This is a genomic window from Methanobrevibacter sp. (genome assembly GCF_017410345.1).
Classification (GTDB): Archaea; Methanobacteriota; Methanobacteria; order Methanobacteriales; family Methanobacteriaceae; genus Methanobrevibacter.
The window spans coordinates 1-26,074 of record NZ_JAFQQZ010000030.1; the positions used below are offsets into that span (position 1 = coordinate 1).

Consider the following 26,074-nt stretch of genomic DNA (forward strand, 5'->3'; position numbering starts at 1 on the left):
AAAAGTAAAAAATAAAAAGAAAAAGTTAGAATAATTATTCTTCTGCTTCTTCTTCAGCAGGTTCTTCTACTTTTTTCTCGAATTCATCTACGAATTCAACTTTTTCATAATCCATATTGTCCCAAATGTCTTTGGAAATTCTGAATCTTGCAAAAGTTACATCCATGTATGATTTTTGATCGAATCTGGTGATTTCATCTAATTTGATGCTTAATTTGTCACCATCGATTTTGATTTCGGTCTTATCCAAGTCCATGTTAGGGTAAGAGTAGTGTAACTCAATCATACTTTTGATCTTTTCTTCATCATCTTCAATGACTTCCACTACGGAAACATCATATTCTAAGTTTTTACCAGCTAATTCATGGTTGAAGTCAACTTTAACTCTTCCACCATTAACAGAAATGATTTTTCCAGTACCTGCATCTGCAGTAATTTTCATGCCTCTAACAGGGGTCATGCCTTGTTTTTTGAATTCTTTCATTGGAATTAATTGAATGAAATTAGGGTTTCTTTGACCAAAACCGTTTTCAGGAGTTACAGATACGTGAATAGCTTCTCCTGCTTCAGTACCGATAATTGCATCATCAATAGCTTTTAATAAATGATTTCCACCAACAATAATTGGAATTGGACCATAAACTTTATTTTCTACTAAAATACCTGCTTCTTCAGCGATGTCTTCAGAAGTGGTATCAAATACTTCATCAGTTTCTTTTATTTTACCAGTGAAATTTAATCTTACAAAATCTCCTTCTTTAATTGCCATAAATAATTCTCCTATAATCTTAATTATGAAAAACTATTACATAAAATGTAATTTAATAAAATTGAATAGTAAATTTAATAATTTAATATCAATATAAAATATTAGCTAATTAAAATTTTAAATTTTTAATTAATTAAATATTCATTATATATTTTTAATAAGTGATATTATATAATATTTACTAATTTAACAAAAAATTTTTAAAATTTAAAAAAAGAATTAATAAAAAATAAAAAAAGAACCCGTGAAAAGTAATAAAAAATCTGTAGAATCTTAAATAGCTTAATCAATCACTATATCCTTTACGTATTTATTCCCATTTTCGAAAACTTTTTCCTTGAATTCCTCTAAAACTGATTCATTTCTGTAATTCAAGACACGTACGGTGCTAGGATAAGTGTCAATATATTCTGAGATCATATCTGCATTGATCCTTGTTTCCAAAATGCTTAAGACCCTATTCTTAAAATGAGTGCTGAAACCATAAAAAATGGAATCCTCAATTTCTGATATTGATTCGAATGGTCTTGTCTGGCGCCTATTGATGAATTCATTTGCAAGTTTCTCATTAAAGAAATTTAATTTGAGCAATTCCTCAAAAGACAAATTGTTTGCAGAATCAATGATATTCTCTTCAACTCTCAAATCATGCAATGGAGCCCTATCCTCATTTATTTCCCTTTCCAATATCCTAATTGTTTCACTTGGCAGCATTGACTTGACAGAGTCCAAATTATTCTCAGAACATGCCTTACGGATTAATGTTCCGCTAACGCCTTCAATACGTGGAACAAAAATAAATTTATCCTTAAAGTCAAAGCCTATCTTCTTCAATGATTTGGAAAATGACACTATGACATAATTGTCCTCTTCCAGTTTTCCATTATAGATTACTTCCTTGGTGTCCATATCAACAATTCTATAAGGCTTTGGAGCTACGCCATGACCTAAGGAAATCCTCTCTAAAATCTTTTCATAGCCATCAAAAGGCCTATATCCTCTTGGAATGAAATCAGTGTTTAGAGCCTGAAACATTTTGGTTAAACATAAGGAGTATTGTCCGGATCCCATAATTCCCATAGGCGGTCCTTCAACAACAATGTCTGCACCTACAGCAATGGCTATTTCAGCTCTAGTCTTTCTATGTAGGATATAAGGCAGGCCTCTGCCACTTCTTTCAAACAATCCAGGAACAACAGCTACAAACAGACCATCAGGAATTTTAGCCTTTGCAGTCTTCATGCAATGGAAATGGCCATTATGAAGAGGTGAATACTCTGTAAAATCTGCAATCAAAGGCCTTGAATTAGAGGATTTTGGATCTTCATCATCGAAAGACTTTGCTTCATAACTTTTTGAATTTTCAAAATCCTTGAAAAAGGTTTTTCTATCATTCTCTTGAATGTCTTTTATAAAATCAATTGAAGGCATAATATATAATATAATCATTAGAATTTATAAAACTATTTAAAATCCAAGAAATCCATAATCTAAAAATAAGGACTATTCAAAATCCTCATCAATATTATCATCTATCCATAAATTTACAGCTTCTTCAATTGCTTTGCTGTACCACTTTGGCTCAAAGCGGAATTTTTGAGAGGCCATTTTTCTAAACTTATAATCTAAATTCTTATCAATTACAATAGTAACTCTTTTTTCATCACTTGCTTTAGATACCATATAATCCCAACTATGAATTTTTTATACTTTTTAATACTTTTTAATCTGTTTACTATATATAACTATTTATAAAAAAACACGCTTAAATCAATGTTTTCGAGAATTACTATAATATATGGTTTTTATTAATAAAAAGATTTTCTATAAAGCTTTTAAATTAGAAAATAAGAATTATTATTAATAATTGACTCAATATTAAGACAATTTTTCAAACTCAAATCAATATTAAAATCAAATAAAAAAAAAATAGAAAAGAAAAAAATTAATTTTAAAATCAAATAAAAAATTAGAAAATTAAAAAAATCAATTGTGAAAAAAAGAAAGATGAAATTATCCGATTAAAACATCATCTTCCATAATTATTTCCCCATTGACTATTGTCATGGTTGCTTTTCCCTTATATGAAAGACCATCGAATGGAGAGTATTCCGCTTTTGTATAGAAATTGTCCATATCAAAGACTCCCTCCTTATTTAAATCAACCACTACCAAATCTGCATCGAATCCTTCCTTGATGAACCCCTTGTTTTCAAGATTAAACCTTTTGGCAGCATTTTCTGAAAATATTTTTGGAATCAGATTCAAGTCGAGATTTGATCTATTGACCTCAGTCAGCAATAGGGATAAAACGGTTTCCAATGAAGGAATGCCTGGACTTGAATCCCAAACTCCTTTGGTCTTCTCTTCCAAACTGTGAGGGGCATGATCAGTACCTATCATTGAATTTCCATCCAAATACTTTACTGTAATGTTTTTGCCTTTTTCCCTTAAAGGAGGATTGGTTTTTATGAGTGTGCCGAATTCATTGAATGCAGTATTGTCATATAATAAGTGATGAGGAGTGAATTCAAAGCTGATATTATTGGAAATTGCCAAATTCATTGCATTTCTAGTGCTTAAATGACAAATATGCAAATCCACTCCATGCTTTTTAGAAAGTTCAATGGCTTGAAGAACTGATGCATCTTCAGCCTCTGCAGGCCTACCATAGCTATATGCAATGGCTTCACTCTCTTCCTGCAATTTTTCAGTTGAATCTAAAACAATATCTCTTTTTTCTGCATGGACTGTTACAATTGGTTTTTTGCTTAAATTGGAAATGTCTTCAAAAATCTTATCCAAATCATCATCATTCTCCAAGTCCATAAAGACTTTAAAGGACATAGGATTGAGCTCAAGGATTTTTTCCATCTCCTCAAGTGTGGAATATCCTGCATGAAGCCCGAAATTGACTACAGATTTGGACTCTGCAATCTTTTGCTTTTCCTTAAATGCCTTATATGTATTGGTTTTAGGAACAGTGTTAGGCATATCCATGACAAATGTAAAACCACCATGTGCAGCAGCCATTGACCCAGTCCTGAAATCTTCCTTATAGGTTAATCCAGGATCTCTAAAATGAACATGAGGGTCAATAAGGCCAGGCAATACCAACTGTCCGTTAAGATCTATCTCCTTATCTCCTTCAATTGAAGATTTTGATATTTTTGCTATCTTTCCATCTTCAATAGCTAAAGACACTCCATCAGAATAATCCAATAACTTAAGATTTTTTAAAACTAAATCAAACATAAAACCACTGAAACATTTATAAAATATTTGAAATTATTAAAATTATTTTAAGATAACTTTAAAACTAAAGAAATTTTCTAAAATGATGAAAATTTTTACTTGAATCAATAATAATTCTATAATTAATTTAATATTTAATTTAATGTTTAATAAATTTGATTAAAAAAATAGAAAAACTCACTTAAAAAAAGTAAAAAAATGTAAAAAAAAGTAAAAAAAAGTAATAAAAAAAGGCACTTAACCCCACGTTAAGTGCCTTAACCTAAATTTAGGTTTCAATTTTGTTTTGTGTTTGTAACTTATCTATTTTAAGAAAAGTGCTTCAGGAGTACATTTTGCGATACATTGTTCACAGAGTGTACAGAATCCAGCAATAGGTAAGTTAACTTTGTATGCTTTGTGTAACATATCATATGGACATGCGTCAATACATTCTCCACATTCGTCACATTTAGATGGGTTGAAGATGATTCTATCTCTAGATACTACTTCACCATCAATTTCTTTGTCTACGTAGTCTAAGATTAATGCATCGTTAGGACAAACATTTGCACAAGCACCACATCTTACACACATTACGAAAGATTGCTCGCCCATGTCTTTCTGACGGGAAGGTACTTCCATTCCTCTTTTAGTAACTACTTTTATAGCTTCAGTAGGACATTTTAAAGCACAACCACCATCATAGAGACATTTTTCTTCGTCCCTACAGATACCTTCAGTAGCGGTGAATTTAGATGCTCCATATTCAACATCTAAGTCAATTGCATCTACTGGACATACATTTACACAAAGACCACATGCAGCACATACTTCAGGAAGAGCTACAGTCAAGTCAGATTTAGGAGTAATGAATTTTCCAGGACAAATGTCAACACAGGAATTACAACCGATACATGCTTCAGCGTCTAAAGTGAATGATTTCATGTCTTTAGTACGTTTGATAGGGTTTGCATTTTCTGCGATGAAAATTGCGTTCCATGGACAGGATTGTGAACATACTCCACATTGGATACATTTGTCTTCATCCACTTCGATAGGTTCACCGTAAGCGGATAAGGTGATTGCATCTACAGGACATTCAGCTAAACATACGCCACATCCTTTACAATCATCAATGTATACACGGCCTTCTGGTTCAATAACTCTGCTTGCAGGTTCTTTTACTCCAGGAACTCCGATAACGTCTACAGGACAAATGTCAACACATTTTTGACACATTACACAGAATCCTTTAAGGAGTTGAGAATCTTCTGCATCTAATTTAAGAGTATTGGAAGGACATGCGTCTACACAATCTCCACATTCATCACATTTGGTTTTGTTAAAGATTAATCTAACTTGAGTGTTTCCTTCTTCATCAATAGCTATGTCTTCTACTTGTAAAGCGCCTTTGGTACAGACTTCTGCACATTTAGGTTCTTCACTACAAGTATCACAGTAAACGATGTGATCGCCTACTTCAATAGCTGCTGTAGGACAAACGCCTTCACATGCTCCACATTTAATACAGCTATCTTCGTTGAATACTATCATTTTAACACTCCAAAGTTAGATTTTTTTAATCATATTTCCTTCACTGTCATATACTTCTACAGTAGCTAATCTCATTTGGCTATCCATAGTGTGGGTAGCACAAGATAAACATGGGTCGTGAGCTCTGATAACCATTTCCATTAAGTTGAAAATCTTATCATCGACTTCTACGCCAGGTTTGATGTAATCTTTAGCTACTTGTTGAATACCCATTTCCATTGCAGGGTTGTTTTGGATAGTTGCTACAATGATGTTTGCTTGGGTAATTAAACCTTCGTCATCAGTTGTGTAGTGGTGGATTAAAGTACCACGAGCAGCTTCTACAATACCTGCACCTTCACCTGCGGTTCTTTCTAATGCTTCAGGGAATTTGTCACCGGATAAGTCTTGTTCTAATGCGTCAGCAGCCATTTCTGCAGAAGCTAATAATTCGATTAATCTTGCCCAGTGGAATAATAATGGGTATTGTGCGTAACCGAATCTTTCTCTGAAGTCTTCTAAAGCACCTTGTGCTAAAGGAGCTGCATCAGGCATTTTGTCACAAACATTAATACGGGATAATGGTGCTACTCTGTAAATACCTTCTGGGTATCCTAATTCCTTAATGTAAGGGAATTTTAACCAGGAGTAAGGTTTTACGTGTTCAGCAACAACATCTTTGTATTCAAGGTTGTTATATTCAGTGTAAATGGAACCATCTACATCTTTTATTCTTACTTTACCGTTGTATACGTCCCAGTCACCATCTTTGGTTACGAGACCACAGTGACGGGTGTCACCGAAGTAACCTAAGGTTTTGACTAAGTCAATTTTTTCTTCTAAGATAGGTACAGCCAATTCAATGGTAGCTTGTGCTAATTCAATGTTTTCTTTAGCTTTTGCTAATAAGTCAGCTTGAGTTTCTTCATCTAATTCAGTGGAGATACCACCAGGAGTAGAGGAAGTTGGGTGAATTGGACGACCACCAGTTGCGGATACAATATCTAAACCGTTTCTTCTGATTTTGATAGCTTGTAAAGCAACTTCAGGCATATCTTGGATAATTTGGAAAACGTTTCTTGTTTTTCTGGTTCCGTCAGGAATGACTAAATCAGGTGCTGCTAAGAAGTAGAAGTGGAGAGCGTGAGAGTGCATGTAAGATCCCCAGTTCATTAATTCTCTCATTTTGTAAGCAGCAGGTAAGATTTCGTCATCGTCAAATCCATAGATTTGGTCAACAGCTTTAGCAGCTGCTAAGTGGTGTTGTACATCACAAATACCACAGATTCTAGGTACGATACGAGGTACTTCCTCAGCTGGACGTCCTTGTAAGAATTTTTCGAATCCTCTAAATTCCATAACATGTAATCTAGTGTCTTCTACATTTCCTGCTTCGTCAAGGTGTACAGTAATTTTTGCGTGACCTTCAATACGAGTTACAGGTTCCATAGTAAGTTTTACCATATTATTTTCCTCCTTTTTGCATTTTAGCAGGGACTAAAGCAGCTGGTAAAGTGTAAGTGTAGAAAGTACCTACAATGTCATCTAATTGATCAGCTACTTGTTCAGGGTCTACGGTTTTATCTTCGTTAATACCGTAGTCAGATGCAATCGCAGAAATCATTTTTGCACCTGCATCGTTTACTTTAGCAGTAGGTCCGTAACAACCTCTACATGGGATAGCAATACTTGGGCATTGTGCACCACATAAGGATACGGTTGCAGGTCCCATACATACTAAACCTTGAGCAATTAAACATAAGTCATCTTCTGGTTTACCAACTTCAAATTGTCTTTTAATGAAGTCCATAGCGAGACCAGCAGGTGGTTTTTCTCTAGGACATACTTCACAAAGGTTAGTGGTTGGTAATTCGATAGTTCCTCCATTTAATAAGGTAAGAATAGCTTCAGCTACTACGTCAGATTTTGGAGGGCAACCAGGAATTGCTAAATCAACTTGGATTACTTCACCTAATGGTCTTACTCTGCTTTCTAATGCAGGTACGTCTTCATTAGGAATAATACCTTCTGGGTTGACGGTACTGCATGAGTTAATGTAACCTTCAGTGGTTAATTCTTCAACGGTGTGTAAGTTACCGAGACCAGGAATACCACCATAGCATGCGCAAGTACCATATGCAATAACGAGGCCAGCTTTTTCTCTTAACATTTCTGCTAATTCTCTGTTTTCTTCGTTTCTAATTCCACCTTCTACAATGAGTACGTCTAATTCAGGTACTTCATCATATTTAGTATCACATAATACTGGTGAAAATTCGAATTGTGCTAATTCTAAAACATCTAATAAAGATTCGTGAAAATCCGCAATGGATAAGTGACAACCGGAACATGCTCCGAGCCACATAGTTCCTACTCTAGCTTTATCTGCCATAAATAATCCTCCAGTTAAATCTATCCTTCAGCATCTAATTGTGCTTTTAATGGGGAAGGTCCTAAATCTTTAATTCTGTTTACCATCATTTTTACAGAACTAGCGAATTTTTCTCCTTCAGAAGCAGAAATCCAGTCGTGGTGGACTCTTTCTCTTCCGATTCCCATATCTTCGACTAATTTATAAACTAATCTCATTCTTCTGTCAAGTTTATAGTTACCTGCATCGTAGTGGCAGTCACCCATGTGGCATCCTGCTACGAATACACCATCAGCACCGTCTCTAAATGCTTTTAAAATAAACTGAGGGTCAATTCTTCCAGAACACATTACTCTAATAACACGAATGTTAGGTGGGTATTGCATTCTTGCAGTACCTGCAGTATCTGCTCCACCATAGGAACACCAGTTACAACAAAACATTACAATTTTTATATCTTCAGACATAGAGTTTATCCTCCTCTATTAAAATTTTAGTTTATAGTCCTAAAATAAAGTTTAATTTAGTCTAAGACTCATCCAACTATTTCAATCTAATAATCCTTAAACCATATCATCAAATCATAACTGATACAATTCAATTCATTTAATACCGATTGAAAATATTAAACTTTATTAAAATTGAAATAATTGAGATTATTCAACCTAAATAGCTTTCACTATTTTTAACCTATAAGGATCCAAATCAAAAATCCCAATAGATTACCTTCTTGAATCCAAATCAAAAAATTCAAGAATTCCGTTTTAACTTTAAAAACCCAAATCAAAATTTTTAAAGTTATAGATTTCAATCTAATTTCTTTTTTAAAAAAGTTTTTCAAATCTATAATTAAAGTATGTTAAGGCATACCTTAATCTCAAATCATCGTACGCTAATGAGCTAGCTCAGCTTAACATTAATGTACTGTTATATATTATATTTAAATATAAATATAAAGCTTACTTGGAAAGTAAATACACAAGACTTATATACTATAATACTTTTTTAAAAAAAGATATTACAAAGCCTGAAATTTAATTTCAATTTATACGAAATATTATCAAAAAATAAGCAAATATATTAATAGTTATATAAAAATAAAAGCCAATTTTTACTTAAATGTGAAATAAGGATTAGAACAAAAAATAAATTAAGTTAGAATTGATTAAAACAATTTTTATAATTTAGAATAAATTTTAAAAAAATTGATTAAAATTAAGGAATGCCTAAAATAAAGAATTTAAGATATTTTTGAAAAATGAGAAATTTTGAAAAAATAGAAATTATTTTAAAAATTTTAAAAAATTTGTGAAAAAATTATTAAAAAAATGAAAAAAGTTAAGAGTTAAATACTCCCAACAAGTGAAAAAGTTTTGGTCAAGGTTTTGCGTTGCCGAAGGCAACGGAAAAGCTTGAACTACATTCCATCTAAACTCATGTCAATCATCTTTTGAGTTTCTGCAGCCAATTCATCAGGAAGTCCTGTGATGTCCATGCTTAAGAAACCTCTGACGATCATGGAAGCGGCTTCCTCTTCAGTGAGTCCTCTTGAAGTCAAGTAGTAGATTTCCTCTTCATCGATTTGACCTACTGCAGCTTCGTGAGACATTTCAAGGTTTGCTGCATTTGCCTCAAGTTCAGGAACCGCATAAATTGATGAATTGTCATCCAATACCAATCCATGACATTCCAAGTGTCCCTTTACATTAGGAACATTTCCTGCTAAGTGCCCTCTGGAATATATGCTGGATTCATCATTTGCAACAGCACGGGAAATAACCTCAGCACTGGTTTTTGGGGCATTTAAGATTGCTCTTGAACCTACATCAATGATTGAATCCTTCTTACCGCTTTGGATACTTTGGAACAATGCCCTTGCATTCTCTCCATTACAGTAAGTGGTAGGATAAGATTGAATGGAATTTACAGGGCTTGTTAAAATGTAATTGTTAATATAAGTGGTATTCTTTTCCTGAATGATTGCAGTTCTAGGACGCACTTCAACCTGTTCTGCCCAATTGTGAACCATTGTGAAAGTGATTTTGGACCCTGGCTTGAGGTACATCTCAGACACTCCAACGTGAAGCGCAGATGAAACGTCTTCTCCGGTTGCACATCCTGTAATCAAGTGAAGCTCTGAATTCTCTTCAGCGATTATGATATTGTGTGCAGTCTGCATTACATCCTGATCTGCAATGAACATGCATGCCTGTACCGGGAAAACCTCTTTGGTTCCAGGAAGTGACCTTACAAAGTAACCGCTGTAATTCTCCTCTTCAATTTCACGAAGCGCTGTTTGGGCAGTGTACTTGTCTGCATCAGGCTTGACGGCATTCCACATATAATCCTTTAGCCATGAGTATTTTTCCAGTGCCATGCCTGTATTCATGACTTCCACAGAATTGGAAATGGAATTTGAGAAAACGTTGGATTGATCCATTTGCAGGAAAGAACCTGATCTTTCTTCGGATTCGGTGTCAACACCTACTCTAAGCAAGGTTCTTTTGGTTTTCTTGTCAACATCCTTGATGTCATCCAATACATCAAAGGCATTCACATCCTCTTTTGTAAAGTTTTCAATAACAACATCAGTACCTAAAGCTGCTTTTTTATCCTTAGCTTTCAAAGCATCATTTTCCACATTCCGCACAGCCAACACATCCTTTAAATCCTTCTTTTCTAATGTCTTCTAAGATTTCATCAGGGTCACCGGAACAGGCAATCACTCCATGCATCAATACATGTGCCTTATCCGCCTTGACAAAATTCAAAATGTAACCTAAGTGAGTGATAAGCAATCCTGCCTTTTTCCTTTGACCAGGCTTTTTATCCTTGTCCAATAGAACATTCAATTCTCCAGCCAACAATTCCACATTTTCAATGTCCACACCGGAGTCAGGCTCATCGAACATGGTGAAAAGCGGTTCTTGAGCAAGCAATTGGAGAATTTCAGACCTTTTGACTTCCCCACCGGAAAATCCTCTGTTAACGTCTCTGTCCAAGAATTCATCACTGAATTTCAGTTTTTTTGCAAGCTCTTGCATTCTTGGATTCAGCTCTTCATCAGGGTCTTGCTTGGATTCGAATTTCAATAAGTCCCTTACGCTTACACCACGAATGGCAGGAGGGTTTTGGAAACTTACTCCAAGCCCTTTTTGAACTCTTTCTGTAGTGGTTAAATTAGTGATGTCTTCACCATTGAATATGATTGATCCTTCTACAACCTCATATTTCGGGAACCCTAATATGGTCAGGAACAATGTACTTTTCCCCGCACCGTTTGGGCCTAAAAGCACGTGGGTTTCCCCTTCTCTTATGGCAAGGTTTACGCCATTCAAGACACGTTTGCCTTCCACTTCAACAACTAAATCTTTTACTTCAAGTAACATTGCATCTCATCCCTATGGATTAAATTACTAAGCTAATTCTTATTTAATAAATCTTAAAATGAATATTTTTATATGACCGCCATAACAATAGTTATAACGGCTTTATATAACATCATTATATAACAATATTATATTTATTTTATTATATAAAAACATTGATATTTTTAGCTAAGGTTTCTATAGAATTTAAAAAAATAGATCTGTTGAAATGAAAAAATTTAATAATATTATAATAAAATTATGATAAATCAGAAAAAAAAATAGATTAAATCAATTAAAAATAGTTAAAAAAGAGTTAAAAAAAGAGTTAAAAAATAGATTAAATAAACTAAATCAATTAAAAATAGTTGAAGTAAGTGTAATTTAAATTAAGTGTAATGAAAAAATAAAAAAATAAAAAAAGTGAAAATGGAAAAATTATTCAGTTACAATAATAAATTCTCCGACTTTTTCTATTTTGGTGAATGGGATTAATAATAAATCTCCTCTACGTTTTGCACCTTTAACATGAATATTACGTCCAGCTTCTACTTTTACTGCAATATCCACGATTTTACCAGTTTTTTCATTAATGATTAACTCATCAAGCACTCCTAAAATACGAGCATTATTAGTAGCTACTTGATAGCTTTTAATTTCACTCCATAATTTTTCTTCTCTTCTATGAGTATTAGGTTTAGCAACAGCATTTTCCATATTTTCACCGATAAATTTTATAAAAATGATTGAAGGTATGATTCGTGTTTTAAATCTTTATGAAAACACTCAATTTAAATAACTAATTTAATAATAAAACATTAGTTTAACCTTATTACTGTTTATATTTAAAGAAATATATAAAGTTATTGATATTTTTAGGAAAAATAATGAAAAAATAGTATAAAAAACTAAAAAAGAATAAAAAATAATGGGAATAATTAAAAAAGAATAAATAATTGTAAAAATTTTTGATTTTAAAATAATTTTTATAATGAAAATTATTGAAAAATCTCTAAAAAAATACTAAAAAAATTGAAAAAGATTAGATCAGGAAAATTGTAAAAACTATGTGAAAAATATGTGAAAAGTGGTGAAAATTGACTAAAATCATAAAAATTTATTGGTTAATATAGCTGTCTCGATAGTATTTACATTAAAAATTAACTCATACCTTGAAATAATTAAAAGTTCCTCGTCCTGAACGACATTTTCACTCCTAAGTATGTTAATTCCTGAAGGGACTTTTCCATTAAATTCATAGGAATAATTTACCCCATACTTTTCGAAAATTTCAACCGGAACCAATGTTGATAATGCAGGTTTTTCTTGACTTAAGTAATGGCTTAAGATCTCATCAAGTATCTCACCATTTACAAGTGGCAGGTCTGCATTGATGAAAATCAAAATGTCATCTTTTGATCTTTTCTCAAAAATTTCAAGAATATTTGAAAGGTCTTCGACAAATCCCTTGCCTAATGTGTCCAGATAATAATCCTTTTTATCACTATCATAAAATGATTCATCAAAATTAGAAAAATTCAAATCATTGATCAGATAATCCTTTGTATTTGGAGCATTGGGACTGACAGCCACAACTGTCTTTTCGATTAATTTAGAGTCTTTAATGTTTTCGAGAACATAACTCATCAATGGCTTGTCATTCAGTGGATAAAGTGGCTTTTCTATTTCAGACTTTAATCTTAATCCTTTTCCACCAGCCATTACAAGAGCGATTATCATAAACACACCATTAGCAAACTTTTAAGAAAAATTCTTTAAAAAAATATATGAAAATTAAAAAAGTAAAAATTCTAAAAAAAATTAAAATAAATAAAAAAAGAAAATAAGGCAACTATTTTGGAATAGTACCTTGTGCTTGCATTCTCTTCTTGAGAATGCATCTTTCTCCTTGGTTTCCACCAAGAGGGTTCTTTTGAGTTCCCATGGAGTTCATACAACGAGCCATAATCGCAGAACCGAGAGCGAGTCCATCCTCTACAAATACGACATCCTTGAATTTATCTTGAGCATATTCCAGAATGAGCTCTGGTTTCTTACCAGTGATTCCTGCCCTTCCTGTGACTCCTAAGATGGAACCGTCAAGAATGAGGTTCTCTTCAAATGCCACATCAAGAACTCTGTAAACGATATTTGCACTTACATGGTCCATTGTAGCAAGCAAGGTAGGAATTCCTTCATCCTCATAGATCTTAGCACCGATTTCAACCAATCCGTCAAGACCATCTGCATTGTTACCTACATCACAACCGATTAAACAAGTACCTGCTGCCTTAGCACCTGCAGCATCCAAAGGAACGGTACCAAACCTGTCAATTCCTTCAGGAACCTTACAGATGTTAATGAGTTCATGAGCTTCCTTAGCATATTGTTTGGCTTTTTCCTGATGTTTCTTGCCATCTGCCTTCTTAAGCAATTTAGGATCGAATATGTCCAATGCAGCACCGTTCTTTTGGTCAATTTGCTTGGAACCTTTTGCCAAGGAGTCTGAAATTACTCCAGCTAATCCCAAGAAGTTTCCAACAGTACTTGCATAAGGCTCATCCTTATTTACAATCCTACCTGCCAAGGTAGAACCAAAGTCCAAGGATACACATGGGTTTCTATAGTCCACTTCAGTCCATTTGGCACCTAATTTAATACCTGCAGTAACAAGTTCCCCTTCCATTTCATTTGCTACAACTTCTTTTCCTTTTGGTGGAACTACACTTACTACAGCACCATCAAACATTACATTATCGAGGAGAGTGTATTTCTGAAGTCTTTTTGGAAGGTGTGCAGTTGACATGGCAGGAGCCATTTTTGTATGGGATATACCTGCATCAAGACAACCGTCTGCTAAAGCCTTTACCATTTGACCTACTTCCTGAGTAGTAGCAAAACCTGCAGTGACCCCAGTGGATCTTACTACAAAGTCCAAATCCTCATCCATATCCATATGAGCTTTTTTAAGTGATTCCAAAACAGTGTCCTTAATCATATCTGCAACGGATTCCTTAGAAAGTTCAATGCCCCAAACTGTCTTACCGAAGACTTCTTCTCCAGGTTTAGGCGCTCTGACATCCCTTGTCATATTAACTGTTTTATTAATTAAATAAGACTGACTATTGTTTAAATTTGTAGCCATGATAACACATTTAGTGGTAGTGTTACCTAACTCTACAGAAGCGGTTACATAGTATTCATCCTGTTGAGCCGCCATAACACCTGGACCTTGAGGTCTGTTACCTGCTTTTAAAATACTTAAATCCCTTGGTTGACTTTCAGCAATAATTGGCTTAGGTCCCTTATTAAAAAATTTATCTAAAAAAGACATATAAAATCCCCATAATCTTTCTATATATTATATACTATTTTCATCAAATAATATAAATTTTGTTAAATAATTTTGAGAATTAGTAAAATAGAGTGAAGATGGGGAATAGAAAAGTTATAAATTGTTAAAATAGTTAAAAAATGCAATTCATTAAAAGTAGTTATTAAAAAAAGTTATTAAAAAAAGCAGAACATTAAAAGTAGTAAAACAAGTAAATCGTTAAAATAAAATAAAAATAGTAAAATTAGAAAAAAATATAGAAAAAATTTTGGTCAAGGTTCTACGGACTGAAGTCCGTGAAGCTTGGTTATAATTTGAAAAAGATTAGATGAAATAAATCATCTAATCTCGGACCCCTTCAAATTATAATAATAAGTTCAATGGGTGTGCTTCAATAGGTTCGGTACCGATATCTCTTGCTGCTTCAGCAATCATGATATCTGCCATACCACAAGCTGGGAATGCGAGTCTTGAGTTTTCGATAGGACCGAAAAGTACGAAGTCTCCACCAGCCATTTGTTGTACGATGTTGGAACCTATATCACATACAGGCCATGCTTCTTTGTGTTCTTTTTTGTATTGTCTTAACCAATCCCATGCGGAAGGTACGTTGTGAATACCGGAACCTACAGGGTATCCCCATTTAGCTTTTACAGCGTAAGAGGTTCTTACTGCAGGACCTGCACCTTGTCCTAAAGGAGTTACTGCTACGTCCATCCATGGTTTGGTAATTCCACATCTTTCTGCCATTTCGAGAATACCTTCATCGATTACAGATCCACCAGTTTCCCAGATTTCCAATTTACCTGGTACACCAGGAGTCATTGGGTTGAAACCTAAGAGAATGGATGCGTCGATGTCAGAGTTAGCTACAGCTTCAATTTCACCAGGTTCTGCTGCCATACTTAAGGAGTTGTATACAGCTCTTTCAGCTAATCCTGCTTCTTGTACGTATTCTACACCTGCAATTTTTGCAGCTGCAGCAGTTGAGTCGATAAGGAATGGTTTGTCACAGATGTCTCCTACAAACTCTAAGTATTTTACCATAGCTTCTGCAGTAGCACCGAAAGTTTGTACAACACAAGGGTTTCCGGTTACATCAGACATTTCTTCCATAGTTTTAATTAATCCTTCAGCAGCGTCTTTATCAAAGTCCCCTGCTTTTTCGTCACTAATAATTTTGTGTCCGCCGTAGAAAATAGTTCCTGCTAAAACGGTAGGGTATTCACCAGGTTGTCCTCCCATTTTTACTCCAGCAATATCTACGACAAGTTGTTCTTTATCAAATCTAAACATTTATAATCCTCCGTTTTAGATTAATCCTGCCATAATAGTATTCATTGCACTTACTAAACCAAATTCAATAGACACTATTAAAATTACAAGACCTAAAATTATACCATATAAAATACCAATATCTCTACCGTTTTGTTGTCCTAAACGTTGGAAGTATTCACCAACAGCAAATTCTACTTTTTCTTCAGCTTCATCTAATTTTTGAGTTGCAGCTGCCATATCGTCGGTAGATACAATAATTTGAGGTACTGATTCTTCAGACATTTTTTAACACCTCTATAATCCACATAATTTAGCTATAGCTGGAATAACAACTGCTAATGCAAGAGCAATTCCGAGACCAATAGCTACTCCAGAAAATCTGGTGCTGATTACGCCAGCGAATAGTCTTCCTTCTCTTCCTAAGAGCTTTGCACGGTATTCTACATTATTAGAAGCATTTCTAATACCACGAGTATTTGGTTTGTTTGAAAATCTAACCATTTATAAAACCTCCAGTTATGCACCTAATAATGGTGCCATCAATAATAAGAAACCGATTACTAAAGTGAATACCAATCCAATCATAATACCTTGGACTTTACCTGCATAGTTACCTGCCATATTTCTTTGTACGGCACCAACTAATTTTACTTGAGTGTCAATGTTTCTGATTCTTGCTTCAAGTAATGCAGTTTCTGCGGAAATAGGACGAATTTCTTCACCTTCGTCTTCGTCATCATCTCCTTCTTTCACTTCAATAACCATAGCATCTTCTTCAAAAGCACCAGGATCTTTCTCAATACATTCTTTTACTTTTGCAGTGATTGCTCCACCGTCTTCGTTGTCGATCATGTCAACAAGTTCAACTTGTTGTTGGAATCTTTCTACACCTTCCATAGGAATGTTTTCTACGAAAGGAATAGCACCGGTAGCACCAGTGATTTTTTTCTTTTCAGGGTCGCAACCATTTTCGTGTAATGCTTGGATACTTTGACCAGTAATGTGACCTTGCACTTCAGCTCCACAAAGGATTAAGAATCTGATGTTAGGGTTTGAAATGATGTTTGCTACAACTTTTTCAATACCTAAGTTTTCAGTCTTACAAGGTCCAGCAATAGCTGCTCCAGCAGCCGCTGGGATATCTTCATTGTGAGAAGCTAAAGTAGTTACAGCAACAGGACTTTCAGGGTCCCCTACGATGTAGTCTCCACTTACTACAGGCCAATTATCAGCAGCAGGTTTTTTGTCAGCCATCTATAAAACCCCCATAGCTGTTAATATAGGCATTGCTGCCATGATAAGGAACATTCCTATGATAAATCCATAAACCATGTTGGTTAATTTACCTGCAATGACAAAGTTACCTTCTCTTCCTGGGAAGGAACCTAATGGTGCGGAATTAGGATCTAAGGAATTCATTAATTCGTCAGCAGCTGCTTCGACTTTTGCGATTTCTGCGTTAATTTCATCCATTGAAAGGATAATTAAATCTCCACCACCTGCACCGAGAATACCGGTTTCAGGATCAAGATTTAAGTTTAATTCAGGAATAAATTGTATTAAAGGTAATACCATCTATAACAACCTCCTTATTCCTCAACTTTTGGCCATAAACCGGACCATTTAACTGATGCTGCTGCTTCGCAAGAAGCGTTAACAAACATTTTAAATGATACGTACCATCCGATAAGTCCAACAACTAAAATTACAAACCATGCAATTCCTCCAGCGGAAATTGCAAGAATACCGGTAATGATCATGGTTAAGAATGCAGTGGATGCACCACATTTAAGAGTTCTAACTTGATCTTCGTTAGGACCTAAACATGCGTTGAATGGGTGTTGGATAGCCATAGTACATAATATGTAGAATACAGCGATGAATCCAGGAGCTACAACAGCGTTTAAGATTAAATCAATAGAGTATCCTCCTGCAATTGCAGCAGAGAAACCGAGTACAGATAAAGCTGCAGCACCTGCAATTTCAGCAGTGCATCTTTCCATAACAGGGATTTTCATTCCAACAATTTTTTTAGCAACGATTGCAACTAATAAACCAATGAGCATAGCGAATGCCAATGCAAGTATTGGCCCGAGCATTTCTAATCCATTTAAACCTAATACAGCGATTATGCCTACACCTGCTAATGCACCGATTACACCAATACCTAAGGACATGTAACCAATTGAAGGTACACCAGTACCTAAACCGTAACTTGCTACACTACGAATAGCGAGTACACCCCAAAGGATTGCACAAACTGCACCAAGACATGAGATGACAGGGCCAATAACAGGATGAATTGCAGACGCATAAATACCGATTAATCCACCGATAATACCAACTGCTAATAATACATTAGCATCTACAGCACCTTCTGCAGGTGCTCCACTTCCTCCAGCAGACATCTTAAATACCTCCAATCATTAAAACAATGAAAATAGCAGCTACAAGAGAAACAACAGCACAAGCGAGGATTCCAGTTGGGAGTCTTTTGAATTTAGGGTCTACGAAACCTTCAATAGTACCTCCAATGTTGTAGGAAGCAGTTACGGAATTGATAAAGAACATACCTACTGAAAGAATAGCTGCTAAACCAGCGATTACAGTAGCGTCAAATCCGGTTAAGTTTGCGGTAGCGAATTCGTTAATTGCCCAGTAGACTAATCCTCCACCAGCACCACCAAGTAAACCACCGATGATACCACTGATGTAACATACGGTAGGAATACCGTGTCCTTCGGTACCAGGAGTTTTGTATTTTTCTTGGTTCCAACCAGTAATTGGGTCGACTGCTGCTTTACCAGATGCTGGTACTACACCAACACCGAAAATATAAATAAAGTTACCAATAAGCATGGTGATACCCATCATTAACATGGAACCGACTGCACCTGCTAAGACGATTAACCATACTGGTTGACCAGTCATAGAAGCTGCGGTAATGAGTCCAGTTAAACCTGCACCAGCTGCTAACATTGCGGTACCAGTTCCTACACCGGTAGCGGTAGCCATAGCTGCAGGAGCACCACCTACAGGAATGAAGTGTACACCTCCACCCATAATAATACCTGCGATTACAACGCATATAATAAATAATATAAGATTCATAATGTAACCTCCTTATTCCTCATATGGTCCGAATCTTTCTCTTGTAGACTTTTCAAGTAAGTAGTTAGCAGCGATTAATAATAATACGATGATAATACCTACGATTTGTCCTCCGAGAGCTCCGAATACAATAGTGATCCAGAAGCTTACGAAAACAATAAGTCCGAAACAGAATCCGGTTAAAGGTCCACCATATTTAGCACAGAAGTTACCTACGTCGATAGAGTTCTTAGCACCGAGAGGAGCTTTAGTTACAATATCCCCTTGGATAGCTACAGGAGTACCTCCACCGTAGTCGAATTTTTGGTATTCACTTTCTGCACCGTAATGAACATCCCCTGTGGATGATCCGATTGCACCAATAGTAATTCCCCAAAGTACAGCGAGTAATGGTAATGGGAATGGGTGTCCAAGTCCATCTAATGGAAGAGTCATTAAGTAAGCGATTCCTACAATACCGAAACTTGCTATAAAACCATGAGCTGCGATAGGGCCTAAGGATTGGGTTAATACGTCCATAAATAATGGTTGTTCAAATTGAGATTGACCAACAATCCTTCCCATGTGTGATGTGACTGTATAAATTGCGTGAACAAGTGCAGCGACAGTAGAACCCATTGCAATTGCTACTATAGGTAAAATACCCATACCCATAGCAAGAGCTGCAATAGCACCAGCGATACCACACCAGCATCCGTATGCTACTGGTTCCCCAGAAGCTGCCTTATTTATCATACGGTGTAAATGTCCCATCTGTGGAGCGAGTTGAACTTGTGAGTTAGGGTTACTTTGTGAACCGATGTCAGACTCTAAGTCCTCTGCAGCACCAGCAATGGTTGCTGCTGCACCCATCAATGCGACTACACCTAATGTAATAGGGTCCATATTTTCTTTTCCTCCTTAAATTTTATTAAATTTAAATTATTTAATAAATTATTACGCGACCAATTTTCCTATTGATCACATTTAGATATATTCCGCTCAAATATAAAACCATAAAGACATAAAATAAAAATGGACTAAATAATGGACTAAAGCAAAATTTAGACCATTTTTAGAACATCTGAATGATTTTATACTTTATGATTATACCTCATAACTTAAACAAAGATTTTATAAATCAAATAAGCCAAGGCAAACCACTTAGCTTTTAATCTAGCTAGATTAAATCCTTAAAGTGTTAAGAATGAAATATTTGATGAATAAATCTAAAAATCTTAATAATTAAACCTGAATAATTAAAAAGATAAACCAAAAATTTTCTCAAGTTCACTTAAATTAAAATAAACTAAGAATTAATTAATTTAGAGACAGTAAACTCTCTATATTCTATATTTTTTTTAAAACAATATATATAAGCTTTACTAAAAAATCTCAATTTTTATCAATTATTTTTAGTATTGCCTTAATTTTTAAGCGATTTATCAAAATTAATTGATAAATAATCCATTTAAATTAAGTTAAATTCTTATTTTGAAACCAATTTTTTTTAAATTTTCATTATAAATTACATTTTATTATTTTCAAAATAAATTGATAAAAAATCCATTCTACTTTATACAAACAAATATTATTTTGAAAAAAATAAATAAGGTAAAATCCATGAAGCTGAAAAGCTTCATGATTAAAAACCTTATTTATATATTTCCCGTTTACACCAAACTTATTTTGCTGGAATGATGATAGATCTTTCACCTGCAGGTTCGAATTCTCTTAAAGCACCTTTAGCAAATTCTGCTCTGACTTTAGTGAAGTCGAATGGCAAGTTCTTGTCAGCAAATGCAATCTTTACGAGAGGGTTAACTGCAAATGCGTCTCCACGAGCACTGTGAGGTGCTTGTGCGATACCTGCGTATTCACCTTGGTGACCTACGTTCATTGCATAGTTAGGATAGTTAGGTCCTCTTAATTCAAGTGGTAAACCTTCGTCGTTTCTGATAGCGAATACGTTAGCTGCACCACATTGATCTTGCAAGTCGTAACCGTAGAATCCTAATCTGGAATGTTGTTCTTTGTGTAAGTATTGTGCTAAGTACCATGCAGATAAACCGGTTTGTGCATTACCAGTTGCGAATGCAGTGGAAATACCTGCAGCTGCGGAAATAACAGCAGCTCTTTGAGAACCACCGAAGTGAGTTTCAAGTAAAGCTGGGTATTGTTCGTATTGTTCAAGTGAGTAGAATGCTACTTCAGAACCTACATCAAGAACAGTGTCCATAGTGTTTGGAGCTGCACATAAGTCGCCGTATTTGTCTTCTACGTAATCTTTACCGAAGTAGGAGAAGTCGTCTAATACGTTATCGGTGTATGCTGCGGTAGCATATTGAGTAAATCCTACACCACCAGACATGTAAGAACCTAACCAAATTTGGTCGTATAAAGCAGCACCTAAAGCTACTACTTCTAATGCAGATTCTACAGGGTCGTCGGTTACTCTGGTTGCTTGACAGATATCTGCCATGAATCCGAATGGTACACCACCGAGTTCGTTACCTGCTCTTGCTCTTCTGATTGGTAAGTAAGTACCCATACCGATAACTTCTGCGTGTTTGGATGCGTATGCGAAGTCACCAGTAGCACCTTCACCTGCACATTGTCCGTATGCGGAAATCATGGACATACCAATTTGCATAGCAGACCATCTGGAAGTGGTACCACCGTCACAGACTCTACCTACAACAGATGGAACTCTTACAATTTGCCAAATAGCTCCGCCTACTTCAGCTTTTAAAGCTTCAGCTTGTTCTTCTGGGAACTCTTTGTTGATGTCTAATACGAATGCAGGGTCGATTTCTGCTGCTAAGTCGTCATCACCAGTGAATACTTTTACGTAAGAGTCGTCTACTAATAATGGGTTGGTTTCTACCATGTGTTCTTGTACTACAGCTGCACCAGGCATAGCGTGGTTTACAACTTCTAAGTAGTTGGTAATGGTTTCAGGAGTTACTTCCATACCTAACCTTTTTTCGAGTACGTTGTGAGCAGTGTTTAAACCTACGATTACAGTTTTTCTGATATCGTCCCAAGCTTGTTGCATTGCTGCGTTGTTAATAAAGTGTAAGTCGTCCCCTTCTACGAAGGTGTCAGTACCGGATAATTGGTAGGACATTAAAGCTCTTTGACCGAGTGGGTTACCAATGTCTGGGTTGTACATTGGGATTCCTCTTTTCTCAGCGATTGCTTTACCTTCGTTTACAAATTCAGTTTTTCTTTCAGATTGAGTCCAACCGCCCATATTATAGAAGGTAGTAGTTTTTTCTTCTGGAGCTTCTTTGAACTTTTTAGTCATTGCATCTAAGAATTTTTTATCAGCCATTTTAATAAACCTCCTTAATATTCTGGGTTGTAACCAAATTGAGATCTGGTGACGTGTATTTGTCTTAAGACAGTTACAGCGTCTTCATCATCTCTGTAAGCTTCACCATCACATCTGTAGATTGTGGTTTTAGCTCTGAGAGTATCTTCATCTAATGGTTCACCTAATACTACAGGTTCGTCTAATTCACGACCAATTTGGTCTTTTACCATTTCAACGTTACCGGTTTCTTTGTTGAGTACTTGTCTTCTTAACATGTCGAACATTAAACCGTTTTCGTCGAGTCTTAAAGAGTGACCGTGTACACCTGCACCTCTGATTCCAGTACGTGCAGTGTCAAAGTATTCGTTTTCTAAAATTTCTTTAGAAATTCTTTCTACATCTCTTTCACGAGCTTCGATAATTTGTCTTCCGGATAAGGTACCGGTATCGATTCCTCTGTATCTGTATACGTAGGATCTTGCTCTTAAGAAAGGTTGAGCTGGAGCAAAGTACATGGAGTCTACAAATTGGATGTATCTTACTCTGTCCCCTGCTTTTGCACCGTCAATAGGTTCTACAATTTCTCTAATAATGTCATCAGGTTCGTCCATTTCATCGAGTGGTGGGTGAACGGATTTGTATTCTTCACCTGGAGCTCTGTGACCTAATAATTTTACTACATCTTCATCAGATATTTCTCTTAAAACTTCTAATTCCACATCAGGGTTAGTAAATTTTCTTCTGTTTTCAGCTACCTGAGAAGTTCCTGGATAATATTGTGCCATAATTATGCATCTCCTAATGTTAATCTAACTTTTCTAATAATCTCATCTAATTTTTCTTGTGAGACTGTTTGTCCCCTAATAACTCCTGAAACTATATTCATAATTTTACCTTCTGTCTTTACCTCTTCAGGCATGACCTTTGCGGTTTTAACACCTATTTTTGCAAAATCTTCAAAGTCAACAGGATATTCACAAATAATAACGCAAGGCTTGTTTACATTACGTAAGATCAATCTTGCTTTGTAAGTAATATGATTTCTCACTCCACCTAAATGAACCACAATAACCTTAAACTTTTGCATTTGCTCGACTTCCTTGTCAGTCAAACCAAAAGCGTTTCCTGCACCTCCGGCAGGAGCATCATGTGGCACACCACTACCTGCATCCAATATCATGGTACTGGTTAATAGGTTAGCTTCACGTAAACCAAAGGTGATTTCACAAACCGGCTTGGTAATGTGTCTACGACCTGGAGACATAGCAACCGCCAAGACGTCACTTCCACATTCTGCGAAAGTTCCTCTTTGGGCAATTCCTCCTCCTTCACCAAGACCTCTTGTTTCCCTGCAGTCTACAAGATGTGTGCATCTTCCAATCATATTATCAAACCTATATCAAAACTAACAGATATTTATTCCAATGAATCCTTTTTTAGAATAGAGACATGTTCATTAAATTTGGATCTGGTATCGGCGATACCAATCAATTCTTCAGGAATTTCTGCCTTGTCACCATATTTCAATCCATCGGTAACAGTCCTTTGTTTCCTGATGTATTGGGCTTTGCTGGTATTAATGTCGAAACCTGTGTCAATATGTTCATCACATATTGCCCTAATTTCATCAATGCCAGATTCATCATACAGTTCAACAAAAATTCTTCCAGTCCTAACTTTCAATTCAACTTCCTCACCGTTTACCACAATGACTCTGCGATCGCCATAAATACGGTCAATCTCATCTTGAGGTGGGAGTCTTGGTCCTTGAATAACTGTTCTTTTAACTGAATCCAAAGATTCCAAATCATTCAATACTTTTTCAGTTGTGTCAGTACCTAAAATTCTGTGTGGAAATATTTCAATATCCATTATTTTAACCTCAGTTATTCAAATCAAATGATTCAAATATTTATTATTTATTGTGAATTTTAAATTAGATTTTAATTAACAAAAATTAATTCGATAATTAGATGTCACCTTTAATCTCAGCAGCTGCTAAAGCAACGTATTTGAGTGGTTCTCTGAATTCGTCAATCTCACTGTATACTTCTTTAATTAATCCAGAAGTTGCTTCTGGAGAGAAGAGTTGGGTACCAGCATCTAATGCCATACCAGCAGCTACACAAGGGATGGTAAATCCTTTACTGTGTCTGGTTACTACGTGGTTACCGTTGAATAAACCAGGACCTCCTCCACCATAGATAGAGTGAGAGAAGAAAGAGAATCCTACAGCTACCCCTTCAGCTCTACCGAAGTCAATACCAGGTAAACCGGTAGCGAATTCGATGTTGTCGTTGAAGTAGAGAATAGTAGATGGAATACCTTGAGCAGCTCTTGCTGCACCTACGTTAACCATAATAGCAGCAGTACATCCAGCAGCAGCATATGCGTTCCATTTTGCAGCATCACTGGTTGCGTACATGTTGTATCCGGTTAATTCTTTTTCTACAGCGATTACACCGTCAGCTTCAGCTTTAGCAATGGTGTCTTGTACGATAGTACCTACAGTACCGTCTTTTGCGTTGTCTTGTACGAGGCCTAATACCATGTTGTCTGCGTTTAATCCTTGGTAAGCTAAACCTAATAAGTGCATTCTTTCGTATGCACCGACTGCGTCACCCATTTCAAACATTGCAGTTTGTTCGAAAATACTTGCAAGAGCAGTGGATTGTAAAGTATTTTTTAAGGTAGCAGCTACGAAGTCGTTTGCTTTAATGTTTCTTAAGGAGTAACCAGGACCTTCTAATTTTTGTGGTACGTCTAACATGGTTTTTAAGTTGGAACCCATGTATTCTACAGATTGTGGGTATCTTCCTAAGATAGCAGCTTTTACCATGTTTGCGTCGTACATGTTTACGTCAAACTCTTTGATAATAGCTTGAGTTAATGCAGTTGCGGTAGCTAAGGTTGCTACGGAGTATTCTGCGGAAGAGTCTAATCTGATAGTTGGAATTTGGACTAAAATCCTTTTTCCACCAGAGAGTACTTCACATTTAGTGTCGTCGTCTTCGGTTACTTGAAGCATTTCTTTCATAGTAGCGTTAATGGAGTCAGCTTGAGCTACGATGTCAAGATCCATTTCTCTACCTAAAATTTTAGATTTTGCTCCACCAACGGAAGCAGTTTTTAAAGATTTTTCGATACCTTCTAAGTTTACAGCTACAGTTCTTTTTACACCGCTAATAATATTCTTAATAGCAGGGTTGTGTAACGGACTTAGAGCTTCGATTGGTACATCAGCTTCGACTAATGAACCTCTGTCGTCGTATAAATCGACTTTATCATCAAACTTTGCCAATTTTTTCCCTCCTAAATAAATAGAGTTAATATACCACCCATGAAAAAACTTTTAGTTTTTTATGAGTAAGCTATCCAGCAAAATTTTTGCAATAGCCAGCTATTTGGTATACAAATATTAGTTTATTTAATATATAATATAAACATTCGTTTAAGAATTAAATAGAAAGGTTTATAAGTAATAATTTTTTAAAAATTTTTTATTATAAACTTGGCTAAAAGTAATACTTTTTTAAATTGATTAAAATCAATGAAACTTAAAAATAATACATATATCCATTATAAAATAAAAAATCAATATCAATTTAATCTTAATACAGTAGATAAAGATAATATAATCTCTAAAATTAAAAATAAAGAAAAAAATTAAAAATCGTGAAAATTACGAATATTACTCATTGTGAATAAAAGTATTACTTTCAGTATTACAAAAAATTAGCTGTTTTTTAGGAAAATTTTAGAAATTTTAAAAAAA

General features: G+C 35.2%; 26 protein-coding genes. All 26 read right to left on the reverse strand.

The features are described 5' to 3' along the window. Positions 1–34 precede the first annotated feature (34 nt). Positions 35–769: a peptidylprolyl isomerase gene (locus tag IJE13_RS04045; RefSeq protein WP_292777385.1), complete on the reverse strand. Its 735-nt coding sequence runs from the start codon at positions 767–769 to the stop codon at positions 35–37. Positions 770–1,051: 282 nt separating this feature from the next. After that, positions 1,052–2,200 carry a nucleotidyltransferase family protein gene (locus tag IJE13_RS04050; RefSeq protein WP_292777387.1) on the reverse strand — a complete coding sequence of 383 codons (1,149 nt, stop codon included), beginning with the start codon at positions 2,198–2,200 and terminating at the stop codon, positions 1,052–1,054. A 72-nt stretch (positions 2,201–2,272) separates the two neighbouring features. Continuing rightward, complete coding sequence (locus IJE13_RS04055) at positions 2,273–2,452, reverse strand: hypothetical protein (RefSeq protein WP_292777389.1); 180 nt, start codon at positions 2,450–2,452, stop codon at positions 2,273–2,275. Between the two features lie 330 nt (positions 2,453–2,782). Further along, positions 2,783–4,024, reverse strand: coding sequence for a dihydroorotase family protein (locus tag IJE13_RS04060; RefSeq protein ID WP_292777392.1), 1,242 nt, complete (start codon positions 4,022–4,024; stop codon positions 2,783–2,785). 303 nt (positions 4,025–4,327) lie between these two features. Then, positions 4,328–5,560: a 4Fe-4S binding protein gene (locus IJE13_RS04065; protein WP_292777395.1), complete on the reverse strand. Its 1,233-nt coding sequence runs from the start codon at positions 5,558–5,560 to the stop codon at positions 4,328–4,330. 15 nt (positions 5,561–5,575) lie between these two features. Next, the gene (locus IJE13_RS04070; protein ID WP_292777398.1) at positions 5,576–7,003 is read right to left on the reverse strand and encodes a Ni/Fe hydrogenase subunit alpha; all 1,428 of its coding nucleotides are present in this window, start codon (positions 7,001–7,003) and stop codon (positions 5,576–5,578) included. Between the two features lies 1 nt (position 7,004). Beyond that, positions 7,005–7,931: a F420-nonreducing hydrogenase gene (locus IJE13_RS04075; protein ID WP_292777401.1), complete on the reverse strand. Its 927-nt coding sequence runs from the start codon at positions 7,929–7,931 to the stop codon at positions 7,005–7,007. Between the two features lie 20 nt (positions 7,932–7,951). Further along, positions 7,952–8,377 carry a hydrogenase iron-sulfur subunit gene (locus IJE13_RS04080; protein ID WP_292777403.1) on the reverse strand — a complete coding sequence of 142 codons (426 nt, stop codon included), beginning with the start codon at positions 8,375–8,377 and terminating at the stop codon, positions 7,952–7,954. Between the two features lie 950 nt (positions 8,378–9,327). Further along, complete coding sequence (locus tag IJE13_RS04085) at positions 9,328–10,560, reverse strand: SufD family Fe-S cluster assembly protein (RefSeq protein ID WP_292777449.1); 1,233 nt, start codon at positions 10,558–10,560, stop codon at positions 9,328–9,330. Further along, entirely contained in the window at positions 10,541–11,299 is a 759-nt protein-coding gene (gene sufC, locus IJE13_RS04090) for a Fe-S cluster assembly ATPase SufC (protein ID WP_292777405.1), read from the reverse strand. Before sufC ends, IJE13_RS04085 begins: the two co-directional genes overlap by 20 nt. 417 nt (positions 11,300–11,716) lie before the next feature. Further along, positions 11,717–11,995, reverse strand: a complete 279-nt coding sequence (locus IJE13_RS04095; RefSeq protein ID WP_292777407.1) for a PRC-barrel domain-containing protein — start codon at positions 11,993–11,995, stop codon at positions 11,717–11,719. 390 nt (positions 11,996–12,385) lie between these two features. After that, entirely contained in the window at positions 12,386–13,018 is a 633-nt protein-coding gene (locus IJE13_RS04100) for an NTP transferase domain-containing protein (RefSeq protein WP_292777411.1), read from the reverse strand. 112 nt (positions 13,019–13,130) lie between these two features. Beyond that, positions 13,131–14,612, reverse strand: coding sequence for a methanogenesis marker 14 protein (locus IJE13_RS04105; protein WP_292777414.1), 1,482 nt, complete (start codon positions 14,610–14,612; stop codon positions 13,131–13,133). A 363-nt stretch (positions 14,613–14,975) separates the two neighbouring features. Further along, a complete protein-coding gene (gene mtrH, locus IJE13_RS04110; RefSeq protein WP_292777417.1) occupies positions 14,976–15,908 on the reverse strand; it encodes a tetrahydromethanopterin S-methyltransferase subunit H in 933 nt (310 codons plus the stop codon). Between the two features lie 15 nt (positions 15,909–15,923). Continuing rightward, complete coding sequence (gene mtrG / locus IJE13_RS04115) at positions 15,924–16,172, reverse strand: tetrahydromethanopterin S-methyltransferase subunit MtrG (RefSeq protein WP_292777420.1); 249 nt, start codon at positions 16,170–16,172, stop codon at positions 15,924–15,926. Positions 16,173–16,184: 12 nt separating this feature from the next. Further along, the gene (locus IJE13_RS04120) at positions 16,185–16,391 is read right to left on the reverse strand and encodes a tetrahydromethanopterin S-methyltransferase subunit F (RefSeq protein ID WP_292777423.1); all 207 of its coding nucleotides are present in this window, start codon (positions 16,389–16,391) and stop codon (positions 16,185–16,187) included. A 15-nt stretch (positions 16,392–16,406) separates the two neighbouring features. After that, positions 16,407–17,144, reverse strand: a complete 738-nt coding sequence (mtrA, locus tag IJE13_RS04125) for a tetrahydromethanopterin S-methyltransferase subunit A (RefSeq protein ID WP_292777425.1) — start codon at positions 17,142–17,144, stop codon at positions 16,407–16,409. Further along, on the reverse strand, positions 17,145–17,465 hold the full coding sequence (locus IJE13_RS04130; RefSeq protein ID WP_292777428.1) for a tetrahydromethanopterin S-methyltransferase subunit B: 321 nt from the start codon (positions 17,463–17,465) through the stop codon (positions 17,145–17,147). Between the two features lie 14 nt (positions 17,466–17,479). Beyond that, positions 17,480–18,298, reverse strand: a complete 819-nt coding sequence (gene mtrC, locus IJE13_RS04135; RefSeq protein ID WP_292777430.1) for a tetrahydromethanopterin S-methyltransferase subunit MtrC — start codon at positions 18,296–18,298, stop codon at positions 17,480–17,482. 1 nt (position 18,299) lies between these two features. Next, a complete protein-coding gene (gene mtrD, locus IJE13_RS04140) occupies positions 18,300–19,001 on the reverse strand; it encodes a tetrahydromethanopterin S-methyltransferase subunit D (RefSeq protein ID WP_292777433.1) in 702 nt (233 codons plus the stop codon). Between the two features lie 12 nt (positions 19,002–19,013). Further along, a complete protein-coding gene (gene mtrE, locus IJE13_RS04145; protein ID WP_292777436.1) occupies positions 19,014–19,886 on the reverse strand; it encodes a tetrahydromethanopterin S-methyltransferase subunit E in 873 nt (290 codons plus the stop codon). Positions 19,887–20,664: 778 nt separating this feature from the next. Continuing rightward, the gene (mcrA, locus tag IJE13_RS04150) at positions 20,665–22,317 is read right to left on the reverse strand and encodes a coenzyme-B sulfoethylthiotransferase subunit alpha (RefSeq protein ID WP_292777438.1); all 1,653 of its coding nucleotides are present in this window, start codon (positions 22,315–22,317) and stop codon (positions 20,665–20,667) included. Between the two features lie 14 nt (positions 22,318–22,331). Continuing rightward, a complete protein-coding gene (mcrG, locus tag IJE13_RS04155) occupies positions 22,332–23,084 on the reverse strand; it encodes a coenzyme-B sulfoethylthiotransferase subunit gamma (protein WP_292777440.1) in 753 nt (250 codons plus the stop codon). Positions 23,085–23,086: 2 nt separating this feature from the next. Beyond that, entirely contained in the window at positions 23,087–23,683 is a 597-nt protein-coding gene (mcrC, locus tag IJE13_RS04160) for a methyl-coenzyme M reductase I operon protein C (RefSeq protein ID WP_292777442.1), read from the reverse strand. Between the two features lie 32 nt (positions 23,684–23,715). Beyond that, positions 23,716–24,171, reverse strand: a complete 456-nt coding sequence (gene mcrD, locus IJE13_RS04165) for a methyl-coenzyme M reductase operon protein D (RefSeq protein WP_292777445.1) — start codon at positions 24,169–24,171, stop codon at positions 23,716–23,718. Positions 24,172–24,268: 97 nt separating this feature from the next. Beyond that, on the reverse strand, positions 24,269–25,600 hold the full coding sequence (gene mcrB, locus IJE13_RS04170; RefSeq protein ID WP_292777447.1) for a coenzyme-B sulfoethylthiotransferase subunit beta: 1,332 nt from the start codon (positions 25,598–25,600) through the stop codon (positions 24,269–24,271). Positions 25,601–26,074 lie beyond the last annotated feature (474 nt).